This window comes from Stenotrophomonas maltophilia, assembly GCF_023518235.1.
Classification (GTDB): Bacteria; Pseudomonadota; Gammaproteobacteria; order Xanthomonadales; family Xanthomonadaceae; genus Stenotrophomonas.
Map to the genome: position 1 here is coordinate 1292356 of NZ_CP090423.1, position 13264 is coordinate 1305619.

9 protein-coding genes are annotated in these 13264 nt (G+C 67.8%); 3 read left to right on the forward strand and 6 right to left on the reverse strand.

What is annotated here, in order from left to right:
* Positions 1–122: 122 nt before the first annotated feature.
* From LZ605_RS06095 to prfB, 4 genes are all read right to left on the reverse strand, one after another.
* Positions 123–1763 carry an acetolactate synthase large subunit gene (locus LZ605_RS06095; protein ID WP_249844116.1) on the reverse strand — a complete coding sequence of 547 codons (1641 nt, stop codon included), beginning with the start codon at positions 1761–1763 and terminating at the stop codon, positions 123–125.
* 65 nt (positions 1764–1828) lie between these two features.
* Entirely contained in the window at positions 1829–3214 is a 1386-nt protein-coding gene (locus LZ605_RS06100; RefSeq protein WP_249844117.1) for an NAD-dependent succinate-semialdehyde dehydrogenase, read from the reverse strand.
* 609 nt (positions 3215–3823) lie between these two features.
* On the reverse strand, positions 3824–4606 hold the full coding sequence (locus LZ605_RS06105; RefSeq protein WP_295367979.1) for a helix-turn-helix transcriptional regulator: 783 nt from the start codon (positions 4604–4606) through the stop codon (positions 3824–3826).
* A 152-nt stretch (positions 4607–4758) separates the two neighbouring features.
* Positions 4759–5884, reverse strand: a protein-coding gene (prfB, locus tag LZ605_RS06110) for a peptide chain release factor 2 (RefSeq protein WP_107232471.1) whose coding sequence is annotated in 2 segments (ribosomal slippage) — positions 4759–5808 and positions 5810–5884 — 1125 coding nt in all. Because the reading frame shifts where the segments join, the coding sequence is not laid out codon by codon here.
* A gap of 182 nt (positions 5885–6066) precedes the next feature.
* Between prfB and LZ605_RS06115 the strand changes: the two genes are divergently transcribed.
* Positions 6067–6807 carry a M48 family metallopeptidase gene (locus LZ605_RS06115; protein WP_080393032.1) on the forward strand — a complete coding sequence of 247 codons (741 nt, stop codon included), beginning with the start codon at positions 6067–6069 and terminating at the stop codon, positions 6805–6807.
* Between the two features lie 33 nt (positions 6808–6840).
* On the opposite strand, the gene LZ605_RS06120 is transcribed toward LZ605_RS06115, so the two are convergent.
* Positions 6841–7701, reverse strand: coding sequence for a LytTR family DNA-binding domain-containing protein (locus LZ605_RS06120; protein WP_249844119.1), 861 nt, complete (start codon positions 7699–7701; stop codon positions 6841–6843).
* 175 nt (positions 7702–7876) lie between these two features.
* Between LZ605_RS06120 and LZ605_RS06125 the strand changes: the two genes are divergently transcribed.
* Both LZ605_RS06125 and LZ605_RS06130 read left to right on the forward strand, forming a co-directional pair.
* Positions 7877–9079: an acyltransferase family protein gene (locus LZ605_RS06125; protein WP_249844120.1), complete on the forward strand. Its 1203-nt coding sequence runs from the start codon at positions 7877–7879 to the stop codon at positions 9077–9079.
* A 131-nt stretch (positions 9080–9210) separates the two neighbouring features.
* Positions 9211–10197 carry a phosphatase PAP2 family protein gene (locus LZ605_RS06130; RefSeq protein ID WP_249844121.1) on the forward strand — a complete coding sequence of 329 codons (987 nt, stop codon included), beginning with the start codon at positions 9211–9213 and terminating at the stop codon, positions 10195–10197.
* A 60-nt stretch (positions 10198–10257) separates the two neighbouring features.
* Here the strand turns inward: LZ605_RS06130 and LZ605_RS06135 are convergent, their stop codons facing one another.
* Entirely contained in the window at positions 10258–13176 is a 2919-nt protein-coding gene (locus LZ605_RS06135) for a VIT domain-containing protein (protein WP_249844122.1), read from the reverse strand.
* Positions 13177–13264: the final 88 nt, after the last annotated feature.

The window sequence follows — 13264 nt, forward strand, 5'->3', positions numbered from 1 at the left end:
AGCATACCAAAACCGCCCTGCCCCGGCCCCGGGCCGGGCCCGCCGCCCGGTAGGCGCCAACCTTGGCTGGCGCTCTGCCTGTCGACCAAGGTCGACACCTACCAGGCCGCGCGGGGTCGGTATCATCCGTTTCCGGGGAAGGCCTGCCGCAGTTCGTCCACCAGCACCCGCTGGTTCTCCGAATAGTCGATCGGCACCGACACCAGGTGCACCCCACCCTCGTTGAACGCCGCCTCCAGCGTCGGGATGAACTGCTCGATGGCGGTCACCTCATGCCCCTTGCAGCCATAGGCCTGCGCATACTTCACGAAATCGGGATTGCTGAAGGTCATGCCGTAATCGGTGAAGCCGTCCACCGCCTGCTTCCAGCGGATCATCCCATAGGCGCCGTCGTTGAGGATCAGCACCACCAGGTTCAGGCCGAGCCGGCGCGCGGTTTCCAGCTCCTGGCTGTTCATCATGAAACCGCCGTCGCCGCACACCGCCAGCACCCGACGCTGCGGGTACAGGATCGAGGCCATGATCGCCGACGGCAGGCCCGCGCCCATCGTCGCCAGCGCATTGTCCAGCAGCAGCGTGTTGGCCACCTGGGTGCGGTAGTTGCGCGCAAACCAGATCTTGTACATGCCGTTGTCCAGCGCCACGATGCCGTCCGGCGGCATCACCTGGCGCACGTCGTGCACCAGCCGCTGCGGGGTGAAACCGGCCTCCTCGGCACGGTCGGCCAGGTGCTCCAGGATCGTCGTGCGCAGCGGCAGCAGCGCATCGGCGTTCGGCACCGCCCCTTCGATGCGATCGGCCAGCTGGGTCAGCGAACGGCCGATATCGCCGATCACCTCCACCTGCGGGAAGTACACCTGCTCCACCGCCGCCTGCGAATAGCCGATATGGATCACCGTCGGGCCACCGGGGCGCATCACGAACGGCGGCTTCTCGGTCACCTCATGGCCGATGGTCACGATCACGTCTGCCTGGTCGATGGCCATGTGCACGTAATCGCGCTCGGTCAGCGCGGCGGTGCCCATGTACAGACCCGACCCACCCGCCACCGCGCCCTTGCCCATCTGTGTGGTGAAGAACGGAATGCCGGCGCGCAATACGAACGCCGACAGCGCCTCGCTGGACTGCGGCCGCGAGGCGGCCGAGGCGATCATCAGCAGCGGCCGCTTGGCAGTGCGGATGATCTGCGCCGCGCGATCCAGCGCCTCCGGGCTGGCAATCGGCCGATCCACCGCATGCGGCGGAATCAGTGCCACACCCTCCACCTCATCGGCGGCGATGTCTTCGGGCAGCTCCAGCAGCACCGGGCCGGGGCGCTCTTCCTGGGCGACGCGGAAGGCCTCGCGCACGATGGTGGGGATGGTGCGCGCCGAGACGATCTGCCGTGCCTGCTTGGTCAGCGGCTTCATCGTGCTGACGATGTCCACGATCTGGAAGCGCGCCTGCTTGCTGGCGACGATGCCTTTCTGCCCGGTGATCATGATCACCGGCCATGCACCGAGCAGCGCGTAGGCCGCGCCGGTGGTGAAGTTGAGCGCGCCCGGACCGAGCGTGGCCAGGCATACGCCGGGCTTGCCGGTCAGCCGGCCATAGGTGGCGGCCATGAACACCGCCGCCTGCTCGTGGCGGGTGATGACCAGCTCGATGCTGGAATGGCGCAGGGACTCGACCACGTCGAGGTTCTCCTCGCCGGGGATGCCGAAAATACGCTCGACGCCTTCGTTCTCAAGCGCGGCGACGAGCAGGTCTGAACCCTTGGACATGGGAATGCCGTCCTTTTTTCGCTGGACTGATGGTGGATCGTTGCAGGAAGGATGAAAGGCGCGCGTCAACGCTTGTCGAACCACACCGTCTGCGCGTTGACGAATTCGCGGGTGCCGAAGTGCGACAGTTCGCGACCGAAACCGCTCTTCTTCACCCCGCCGATCGGCACGCGCGGGTCGGAGGCGGAGAAGCCGTTGACGAACACGCCGCCGGTCTGCAGCCGACGCGCCAGCTGCATAGCGCGGGCCCGATCGCCGCTCCACAGGTTGCCACTGAGGCCGAACTCGCTCTGGTTGGCCAGTTCCACCGCGTGGTCGGCGTCGCGGGCGCGGGTGATCGAGGCCACCGGACCGAAGGTTTCCGTGTCGAAGGCCTGCATGCCCGGCTCCACCCCGGCCAGCACGGTGGGCGCATAGAACGCGCCCGGCCGGTCCAGCTGATGACCGCCGACCAGCAGCTGCGCACCGGCGTCCACCGAGGCGCGCACCTGCGCATCGAGCTGTTCGAGCAGGTCCTGGCGTGCCATCGGACCGATGCGGTTATCCGGGTCGCGGCCGTCGCCGATGGTCAGCGCCTGCACCTTCTGGCAGAACTGCGCCACGAACCGGTCGTAGACCGCGTCTTCGACGATGATGCGCTTGCCGGCAATGCAGACCTGCCCGGTGTTCTGGAAGCGCGAAGCCACGGCCGCATCGACCGCGGCATCCAGGTCGGCATCGGCCAGCACGATGAACGGATCCGAGCCACCCAGCTCCAGCACCACCTTCTTCAGCGCCTGCCCGGCCTGCGCGGCAATGCTGCGGCCGGCGGCCACACTGCCGGTCAGGGTCACCGCCGCGATGCGGTCATCGGCGATCGCGCGGCTGGTGCCCTCGCGGCTGATGTTGGCGGCGATGAAGGTGCCCTCCGGCAGCCCGGCATCACGCCAGGCGGCATCGAGCAGCTGCGCGGTGCCGACGATGTTCTCGGCCGGCTTGAGCAGGAAGCCGTTGCCGCCCATCAGGATCGGCACCGCCGCGCGCATCACCTGCCAGTACGGGAAATTCCACGGCATGATGCCCAGCACCACGCCCAGCGGCAGGTAGGACACGTAGGCCTTGTCGTCGGGCACCTGGGTCGGCTCGTCGCGCAGGAATGCCGCGCCGTGGTCGGCGTACCAGTCGCACAGCACGGCGCACTTCTCGATCTCGGCCAGCGCTTCGGCCTGGACCTTGCCCATTTCGGCGGTGGCCAGCGCGGCCAGTTTCTCGCGGTCACGACGCAGCACGGCCGCCATCGCGCGCAGCACGCCTGCCCTCTGCTCAAGGCTCCGGCCGCTCCAGGCGGCAAACCCGGCCTGGCCGCGAGCGAGCAGCGTTTCCAGTTCGGCGTCGGAGGCGAAGGGATGGCTGGCGATCTGCTGGCCGGTGGCCGGATCGCGGGAAATGGCGGTGCTGGGCGCAGCGGACATGCAGGTCTCCTGGTGTCTCGACAACGGGCGGTTGCCCGTCTCCTGCACAGGAATGTGGACCTGTTCGATGGCAGCAACAAGGCGTCTGCTTATCCTGTGACCTGCACTTACCTGCCTGAATGGGGTTGGGTTCCCGGCAGGGCTGCGCCCTGCACCCGCCGAAGCCAGAGCAACGTCAACGTCAACCGCAGAAGCTGGTTTCCTGTGGGACGGGGGATGGGTCCGGTGGCAGGGGACGCCGTAAACCCGTCCATGGGGGCTTGGTCGCGGCATCCATGCCGCTCACACCCCTGCCACCGGACCCGCCCCACCTTCGACAGTTTCCCGCGATCTGTTGGAATGGATCCCACTTCAGATGAATTTCGATATCTGACAGATGTGTCGACCAAGGTCGACACCTACCAACAGCCGCGCGAAATCTGTCTGAGGCGGGGCGGTGTGGGTTGGCAGGACACGCCGTAAACCCGTCCCTGGGGGCTCGATGGCGCCATCCATGGCGCCAACGGTCCTGCCAACCCACACCGCCCCGCCATGCCACGAATTCCCAGCTTTTGACGTTGCCGTTGCATTGGGCAGGTGCAGGGCTGCAAGCCCTGCCGGACAAACCCCCTACTTCCGCGGCAGGTAGGTCACCAGTGACAGGTCGTGCCGGCTCTCCGGCACCAGCGCCACGTACTGCAGGTCCAGCACCCCGCGCGTGGGGTGGTTCAGCTTCTTCGCTCCCTCGTCGAAGCGACGCACGTCGTGCTCCGGCCACCACTGGCGGAATTCCTCGCTGTGCGCGGCGATGTCCTCGGCCAGCGCCAGGAACGGCGCCTTGTCCGGCGCCTGCGCCATCGCTGCACGGAAACCGGCCAGCAGCCCGCGGGTCATTTCTTCCCAGTTGAGGATCAGGGTGCGGTACGGCGGGTACAGGAACATCAGCCGCAGCGTGTTGCGCTCGTGCGGCGCCAGCTGGCTGTAGTCCACGAACAACTCGGCGATGGCCGGGTTCCAGGCCAGGATGTCAAAACGGGTGTTGCGCACGTAGGCCGGGATCGGCTGCATCGCTTCCACCAGCTGGCGCAGGCCGTCGGTCACGCTCTCGTCCGGCGATTCCAGCGGCACGCCGTAACCGGACAGCGCAAAGGCATAGGCGCGCTCGTCATCGCTCAGCCTCAGCACCTTGGCCAGGCGCTCGAGCACTTCCGGCGAGGCGCGCACTTCACGGCCCTGCTCGATCCAGGTGTACCAGCTGACGCTGACGCCGATGGCCAGCGCGACTTCCTCGCGCTTCAGCCCCGGGGTACGCCGGCGCCCGGCCGGAAGGCCGAGCGTGGCGGGGTCGACACGGGCGCGGCAGGCCTTGAGGAAGCCGCCCAGTTCCTTGCGTTCACCTTCACTGCGCATCATCGCTACCGCCGCACGTGTTGTAGCGTCGAGCCACGCTCGACGGATCTGCTACCCGCAAAAGCCAGCCAAGCATGGCTCGGCTCTACAGAAAGCCGGATCAGCCACCCTCGGCGTTGCGCACGAGGGTGATGATATCCGCGCAGGCGCGCCGATCAGGCATCGAGGCGCTTGGAGCCCACGGCCAGGCCCGCCTTCAGGCTGGCCTCGACGAACTCGTCCAGGTCACCGTCGAGCACCTTCTGCGTGTCCGAACGTTCGATGCCGGTGCGCAGGTCCTTGATGCGGCTCTGGTCGAGCACGTAGTTGCGGATCTGGCTGCCCCAGCCGATGTCGGACTTGGTGGCTTCCACCGCATCCTTTTCGGCGTTGCGCTTCTGGATCTCCAGCTCGTACAGCTTGGCGGCCAGCATCTTCATCGCGTTGTCGCGGTTCTGGTGCTGGCTGCGGCCGGTCTGGCAGGCCACAACGATGTTGGTCGGGATGTGGGTGATACGCACCGCCGACTCGGTCTTGTTCACGTGCTGGCCACCGGCACCGGAGGAACGGTACACGTCGGTGCGCAGGTCGGCCGGGTTGATGGTGATATCGATGTTGTCATCGATTTCCGGCGACACGAACACCGAGGTGAAGCTGGTGTGGCGGCGGTTGTCCGAGTCGAACGGCGACTTGCGCACCAGGCGGTGCACGCCGGTCTCGGTCTTCAGCCAGCCATAGGCGTAATCGCCTTCCACGCGCAGCGTGGCCGACTTGATGCCGGCGACATCGCCACCGGACACTTCCATCAGCTCGGTCTTCCAACCGCGCGATTCGCACCAGCGCAGGTACATGCGCAGCAGGATTTCGGCCCAGTCCTGGGCTTCGGTGCCACCGGCACCGGCCTGGATGTCGACGAATGCGGCGGCGTTGTCCATTTCGCCGGAGAACATCCGCTGGAACTCCAGCTTCTCCACGTGCGCCTGGTGCTTGTCCAGGTCGGCGACCACCGCCAGCGCGGTCTCTTCGTCCTGCTCGGACTCGGCCAGCTCCAGCAGCTCGGTCGCATCGGTCAGGCCGTCGAGCACCGACGCGATGCCGCCCACGGTCTTCTCCAGGCTCGAGCGCTCGCGCCCCAGGTTCTGCGCGTACTCGGCGTTGTTCCAGACGTCGGGGCTTTCCAGCTCCCGCGTTACTTCTTCAAGACGCTCTTTCTTGGCGTCGTAGTCAAAGATACCCCCGGAGCGACAGCACGCGATCGGTCAGATCGGTGATGCGCTGGCGGACAGGATTCAATTCGATCATGTCGGCGGTTATGCAATCAAAAGATGACTGCCAATGATACCGCAGCCGCCCTGCCCCGGCGAGGCACGCCGGCGCGGCCGGGCCGACCGCTGGACACGGGCCGGCACGATGCCGGTAGACTTCCCGACCGCCGCGGGAACAGGGGCCACGCGGTCATTCCCAACCCAAGGAGCACCAATTCAATGACGATCATGCGTTCCACCCTGTGCCTGGCCGCCTGCCTGCTGGCCGCCAACGCCTCGGCCATCGACCTGAAGGGCCTGACCAGCACCGGCCTGAAGGCCGGCAAGGCGCTGACCCTGTCCGACGCGGAAGTCTCGGCCGCCGCCGACCAGGCCTGTGCCTACATGGACAAGGACAACCAGGTGGTCACCGGCAACGATCCCTACGCCCAGCGCCTGGCCAAGATCACCCAGGGCCTGTCCAACGAGGACGGCCTGAACCTGAACTTCAAGGTCTACCGCACCGCCGACGTCAACGCCTGGGCCATGGCCAACGGCTGCGTCCGGGTCTACACCGGCCTGATGGACATGGCCAGCGACGACGAAGTGCGTGGCGTGATCGGCCACGAAATCGGCCACGTGAAGCTCGGCCACAGCAAGACCAAGATGCGTACCGCCCTGCTCGCCTCGGCTGGCCGTGAAGGCCTGGCGGCCTCGGGCAACGGCAACCTGACCCAGCTCAGCCAGGGCCAGCTCGGCGAGCTGGCCGAAGGCTTCATCAACGCGCAGTTCTCGCAGAAGGAAGAGAGCGCGGCCGATGAGTACGGCTACCAGTTCATGAAGCGCCACAGCTACGACCCGGCCGCCCTGGCCAGCATGTTCCGCAAGCTGTCCAGCGACGGTGGCCTGATGTCCTCGCACCCGGGCTCGGAAGCCCGCGCCGCGCGCATCGACGCGATGATCAAGAAGGACAAGAAGTAATCCCTGCGCGGGCGGGCCGACCGGTCCGCCCGCTCAGCCCCCCGCCAGGGCCTGGCGCAGCAGGGGCAGCTGTCGCCTACTGCACGGCACTTTGACGCCATCTGCCATGTGAAGCAGGGCTTCGCCCCCGTCCAGCGGCTCGATGGAGCGCAGCTGGTCGCGGTTGATCAGCCAGCTGCGGTGCGGCCGCAGGAACAGCGCCGGGTCCAGCCGCTGCTCCAGCACCGCCATGGTGATCCGCAGCGGGTAGTCATGCCCGCGCACACGCAGGTTCACGTAATTGCCTGCGGCCTGGGCGTATTCCACATCCCCGGTGGCGACCAGGAACTCCTTGCCCAGCTTGCGCACCAGGAAATGCTGCGGACGCTCGACCGGCTCCACCGGCGGGCCCACATCGGGCTCGGCCAGCAGGCTCGCCTCACCCTGCCGGCGCCGGCCGAACCAGCTGGCGAAGTGCTCCAGTGCCACGAACAGCGCGAACGTGCGCACATCCTTCAGGTATTCGTAGGCAAGACGCTCCAACCAGCCGGCATCATCCTGGTAACGGTAGCCCAGCGCCGCATAGGCCAGATGCCGCACCAGCATCATGCCCACCACGTGCAGCAGCGACCAACCGACGCTGGCCAGCAGATACATCGGCAAACGCCGCGTCCAGGTATCGGCATGCAGCGGCCAGCGCTCGCAACCCCACCACAGCAGCGGCAGGGTCAACAGGACCATGCTGAGGCTGCTGAATTCCCAGATCATGGGCTCCCACAGCCCCAGATCGGCCCCCCGGCGCGCAGCGTCCATCACCTCGACCAGCGCATTGGTCACTGCCGAGGCCGAGAGGATCGCGGCCCACAGCAGCAGGCGGGTGGACGTGCGCCAGCGCGTAGGACGGCCTGGGGCCATTGCAACTTCCATGGTGTAGTGGCTCTCCAGCCTGCCTGAAGGGACCGAGGGTAGCCGCTCCATTGGTCCCATCACGCCCGCCATTGGTCACTGCACGCGCCCCGGCAGGCCCCTGGCGATGGTCCGGGCCACCGGCGAGGGCGAGATTGGCGCCACCTCCCGGCCTGGCCCGACCATGACCCGACGCTACGACATCGACGCCCTGCGCGTATTCGCATTCGCGCTGCTGATTCTCTACCACACCGGCATGGCCTACGTGGACGACTGGGGCTTCCACCTCAAGAGCGTGCACGCCGCCGAATGGCTGCAATGGCCGATGCTGTTCTTCAACCGCTGGCGGATGTCGCTGCTGTTCCTGATCTCGGGTATCGCCATCGCGCTGATGCGCCCTGAGGGAAGACTGCTGCGCTTTGCCGGCCTGCGCACCTGGCGGCTGCTGCTGCCGCTGCTGTTCGGCATGTTCGTGATCGTGCCGATCCAGCCCTATTGCGAGGGCGTTGCCAACGGCCATGTGGCGCCAGGCTTCGGCCACTTCCTGCTGCGCTACTGGCAGGTACGGCCGTGGCCGGAAGGCAGCTTTGCCGGCTGGCAGTACGGCATCACCTGGAACCATCTGTGGTACCTGGCCTACCTGTGGAACTACACACTGGCGCTGGCGCTGTTGATGCCGGTGCTGGCCATGGTGCGCAGGGCCGTGGCCGGCGTGGCTGCCTCGCCGACCCTGCTGATCGGCATCCCGTTCGCCCTGCTGCTGACCTGGGTGATCTGGCTGGAGCCGATCTACCCGTCCACCAATACGCTGGTGGGCGACTGGTACCAGCACGCCAAGTACGCCACGGTGTTCCTGGCCGGCTACCTGCTGGCGCGCGAACCGACGTTCTGGGAACGGGTGGTCTCCCTGCGCCGCACCACGCTGTGGCTGGCCTTGGCCGCCATCGGCTGGTACATGGGCCTGCGCATCCTCGGCCAGGTGCTGCCGGGCGACTCACCGCTGCGGCAGTGGCCCGAACCGTTCTGGGATCTGCAGGGCAGGACCACCCAGTCGCTGTATGTGTGGACCGCGCTGCTGGCCATCCTCGGCTGGGGCAAGGTGCTGCTCGACCGTCCGTTCCGCTGGCTGCCGTACTGCACCGAGGCGATCTACCCCTGGTACATGCTGCACCAGAGCCTGATCATCGCGCTGCTGTTCTGGCTCAAGCCGCTGCAGCTGGGGCCGTGGCTGGAGCCGACCCTGCTGCTGGGCGGCACGGTGGCTGGCTGCCTGTTGATCCACGAACTGCTGATCCGCCGCACGCGCTGGTTGCGGCCGCTGTTCGGGCTGCGCGCCGATGCAGGGCCGAGCCCACGCTCGCCTGCGTCTGCCATGAGCCGAGCATAGGCTCGGCTCTACCGGTCCACCCACCGATAATCCGCTATCGTCGGCGGCTGCGCGCATGGCATCGCTGATCAAACGCACCGCGCGGTTTCGGCTCTACCCATCCACCCATCGATAGACAATCAGGACAACGGATGTTCCAGACGCATTGGCACCTGTGGTTGCAGCAGACCTTCGACAGCGGCTGGATGCTGTCGCTGATGCAGTTCATCAGCCTGCTCGGTTACGAAATGGCCTATACGGCGCTGATCCTGCTGTGCGCGTTCGGTGCACGCCTGCGTGCCGGGCTATGCGTGATGCTGGCGGTGCTGCTGATGGCCTGCGCCACCCACGCGATCAAGCAGGGGGCCGCCCTGCCCCGCCCTTCGGACGTGGACGCACGTGTGCTGGATAAAGGAGTTCCGTCGCATCCGTTCGTGGTCGATGGCGGCGGCCATGCGTTCTGGTCACTGCCCGACGCGCAGGCCACCGCGATACTGCGCGCGCAACCTGATGCCGATTACGGTTTCAACAGCGGCCATGTCGGTGTGGCCACCGCCGCCTGCGTTGGCCTGCTGCTGGCCTTCGGCGTCCGCCGCCGCTGGCTGCGCTGGGCCCTGGTGCTGGGCTGGCCACTGCTGATGGCGTTGTCACGCATGTACCTGGGCCGGCATTTCCTCGCCGACGTACTGGCCGGCTGGCTGATCGGCATCGGTGTAGCCCTGCTGGCCTGGCAGCTGATGCCGGAGCTGCGTGCGGCGCGGCGATGGCAGTTGCCGGTTCTGCTGGGCCTGGGCACGCTGCTGGCTTGGGCGGCGGCAACCACGCGCTACGTGCCAGTAGGTGAGGCCGGGCGGCTGCTCGCACTGGGCCTGCTGGTGGCGTGGCTGCAGTGGCGCGGCTGGCCGGTCGATCCACGGGGCGTTGCGCAGCGGGTAGCACGCGTGGTCGGCGTGGTGATGATCTACCTGCTGGCGCGACCGGTCATTGATTGGCTGGCTGACAGCATCCCGCTGCCCAATGCCCCGGCAACCGAACTGCTGTGGCAGACCGTCGGTACGTTGGCGGTCCTCGGTGGCGGCGTGGCGCTGGCGCGGTGGATTCCGCGCCAACGCCCGCCGATGCCAGAGCGCCCCCGGTAGATCCACGCCATGCGTGGATAGGTCGTTCCCAACCCTGCGACGGCCACGCATGGCGCGGCTCTACCTCACCTCGAACTCGCCCACCAGCACGGTCTCGGCGCGGTCCTTCAACCGCAGCGTGACGCTCTGGTCCTTCTGCTTCGGCGTGCCCCAATGCGTGGTCAGGCGCAGCATCAGCGTGGTCGCACCGGTCACCAGCTGCTGGCGGCTGCCGAAGTAGTTCGCTTCCACCTTGTAGGTGCCGGGCTTGGCGTTGCGCAGCGAGAACTGCTCGGGCCCATAGCCCCCGGTGAAGTCCTGCGACATCTGCCCGCCCTGGTAGGTCAGGCGGTTGCCGTAGTAGGCGCGCTCGCCGTTCGGATCGGTCACCCAGAGGTCCATGTCACTGTTGTCGGCATCCCACGACAACACCACGCGCAGGTCCAGTGGCATCGCCTGCAACAGGCGCGGGTCGATGCTGCCGGTGTCGAGCCTGGGCGTGCTGCGTGCAACCAGATTGGTCAGCTCATCCAGCGCGATCAGCGCGATGCCATCGAAGCGGCTGTCCCACGGCCGCACCACCACCTGGTACAGCGGCGCCAGCGCCTGCTGCGGCTTCCCGGCGGCGGCCAGCGCCAGGCCGAGGTCACGGAAACTCTGCGGTTCTTCCTGGCCCATCGCCAGCACCTGCTCGAACACCGGCACCGCCAGCGCGGGCGCATCGGCCTGCATCAACCGGTAGCCAAGCACGCGCAGCAGGTGGCGGTTGTCCAGATCCATCTCGGCCAGATTCGACAGTACACGCAGCGCCAGCTCGCGCTGGCCCTGTTCCAGCAGCAGATCGGCCACATCCAGGAAGAACGCACTGCTGTCGGCATGCGCATCGCGCTCGGCCAGGTAGCGGTTGTACAGCTGCGAGGATGGCCCTTGGCGCAGGCGCTGGGCGATGGCCGAATCCGGCTGCCATGCCGCCAGCTGGATGCCGAGCTCGCCGTCGTTGGCGGGTCCGGCCTGATCGATCGCCGAACCGGTGACCACCACCGCGTCGAGCGCCTGGTTCGCCGCGGGCACCGAGCGACGTGCACGCGCGCTGCCAGCTTCCCTGCGCTGCTGGGCCGCCGCTGCCATCGGCGCAGGCGGGGCTGCCGGAGCAGGTGCCGCCAGCATCGCCACCGGCGCCGACTCCATCGCAGCATCTGCAGACGCCACTTCCAGCGCCCCGCCCTTCAACTGCGGCGGCGCATCCTTCGGCCAGCTGCGGCTCCACCACTGCTGGCGCTCCTTCCAGCGTGCGGCCACCTCGTCCAGACGCCGGCGATCGGCAGCGGCGCGGTCGCTCACCTGGCGTGCGAAGCGGGCGTCGTACTCGGCGCGCAGCTTGCCCGCCGGACGGATCGCGTAGCGCAGGTAATCCTCCAGCGTTTCCAGCACGATCAGCGAGGTATCCGGCCCGACCAGGCCGAACTGCTGCGACAGGCGCTGCATCGCCTCGCGGTTGCCGCGACGGTCGGCCGCCAGCTGCTGCAGGCGCGCCTGCGCCCACAAGCCGGCGAGCAGTTCACCGTCGTCGCTCTTCTGCGTGGCCGGCAGCGCCAGCCACTCACCACCGCCAACGCGCACCCGCATCGGCACACCGTCCGCCGCCAGCCGCGCGTGCAGCCACAGCCAGCCTTCGGCTTCACTGCGTCGGTCGATCCCCACATCCTGCACGCCACGCCCCGCGTCGACCTGTACATCCAGCGGCAAAGACAGCAGTGCACGCGCGGCGGCATCGACGTCGGCTTCCAGGGCGACGAAGCGGCCACCGTGCGCTTCGCTCCAGCTGCGCAGGCGCGTGCTGTCGGTGCGGGCACCGGCGCTGCTGACGGCAAACAGGCGCTGATCCGGCGCCATCGCTGGCAGCTGCTCCGGCCCGTAGGTCAGCAGGCCGTCGCTGACCAGCAGGTACTCCTTCACGCTCGGCTGCGGCTGCCACTGGGCCAGCGCACTGGCACCGTCCGGGCGCACCGCCTGCAACGCCGCGCGCAGCTCGCTCCAGTTTCCTGCGCGGATCCGGAAGCGACGCACCGGTTCAGCGCGGTCGCGCAGCACGGTCAGCGCGACCGTGCCATTGCCCATTGCGGCGAAGTAGCGATCCAGCAGCGCGAACTCACGTGCGCGGTCGCGTCGGCCGGAGGAACCCGAACCATCCCACAGCAGGCCGACCTCGCTCGGCAGCGTGCGGGGAGTACCGCTGGCCGGCACCGGCACCTGCGCCAGCAGATAGTGGCCGTCCTGCCACGGCGCCACCTGCACCTGCGGCTTTCTTTCGGCCGGAAGGGTCCATTGCAGCTGTGGCGGCAGCTGCGCACCCTGGCCCTGCCATTGCAGCTGGCCCGCCGTGATCTGGAACGGTGCGGTACCTGCAGCCATCGCCCCCGGCGCCTGCACCTTCACTGCAACGGAGGCGGCACCTGCGGCGAACTGCAGCGGCAGCGTCCACCGCCAGCCCTGGCCCGAGAAGGCCAGCGGCTCGCGCAGCACCAGCTGCACGCGGCGACTGCCACCGGCCGGCAGCGGGTAGATGCGCAGGCGGAACTGGTTGCCCGCCGTCTGTTCCAACAGGCCGGGGTCGACGCCACGGCGGGCGATCTCCTCGAAGACCTGGCGGCCGCGATCCTTGGGCACCGGCACCGCCTCGCACAGTTCGCCGCCGATATCCAGGGCAAACCCGGTGATCTGCTGGCCCTCGGCCAATGGGAACTGCAACTCCCCTTCCAGCACGCGCCGGTTCGGATTGTGGAACTCCAGGGTGATGCGGGTCTGGGCGATGCCGGCCTGGATATCGCCTTCGATGCGGGCCTGGCGCAGCACGATGGGCTGCTCGGCGCCGGCAACCTGCAGTAGTGGCACCGACCGGACGGGCCGGACGGCCTTGGTGGACTGCGCCTGGGCAACTCCGGCGACAACGCAGAGCAGCAGGGCCAGTACGGTTGGAATCACACGGCGGACGAGGGGCATCGGACTGCTCCAGCGGGAGGTTGGACGGTTCAACGCGCGGCTGGGGGGAATGGGGTTGGATGGGGCAGCGACTTCGGGATGCTATCCC

What these genes read in the sequence shown, in the direction of transcription:
- LZ605_RS06095 (WP_249844116.1), bottom strand. Translation starts at nt 1,763, where the DNA reads ATGTCCAAGGGTTCAGACCTGCTCGTCGCCGCGCTTGAGAACGAAGGC.
- LZ605_RS06100 (WP_249844117.1), bottom strand. Translation starts at nt 3,214, where the DNA reads ATGTCCGCTGCGCCCAGCACCGCCATTTCCCGCGATCCGGCCACCGGC.
- LZ605_RS06105 (WP_295367979.1), bottom strand. Translation starts at nt 4,606, where the DNA reads ATGATGCGCAGTGAAGGTGAACGCAAGGAACTGGGCGGCTTCCTCAAG.
- LZ605_RS06115 (WP_080393032.1), top strand. Translation starts at nt 6,067, where the DNA reads ATGACGATCATGCGTTCCACCCTGTGCCTGGCCGCCTGCCTGCTGGCC.
- LZ605_RS06120 (WP_249844119.1), bottom strand. Translation starts at nt 7,701, where the DNA reads ATGGCCCCAGGCCGTCCTACGCGCTGGCGCACGTCCACCCGCCTGCTG.
- LZ605_RS06125 (WP_249844120.1), top strand. Translation starts at nt 7,877, where the DNA reads ATGACCCGACGCTACGACATCGACGCCCTGCGCGTATTCGCATTCGCG.
- LZ605_RS06130 (WP_249844121.1), top strand. Translation starts at nt 9,211, where the DNA reads ATGTTCCAGACGCATTGGCACCTGTGGTTGCAGCAGACCTTCGACAGC.
- LZ605_RS06135 (WP_249844122.1), bottom strand. Translation starts at nt 13,176, where the DNA reads ATGCCCCTCGTCCGCCGTGTGATTCCAACCGTACTGGCCCTGCTGCTC.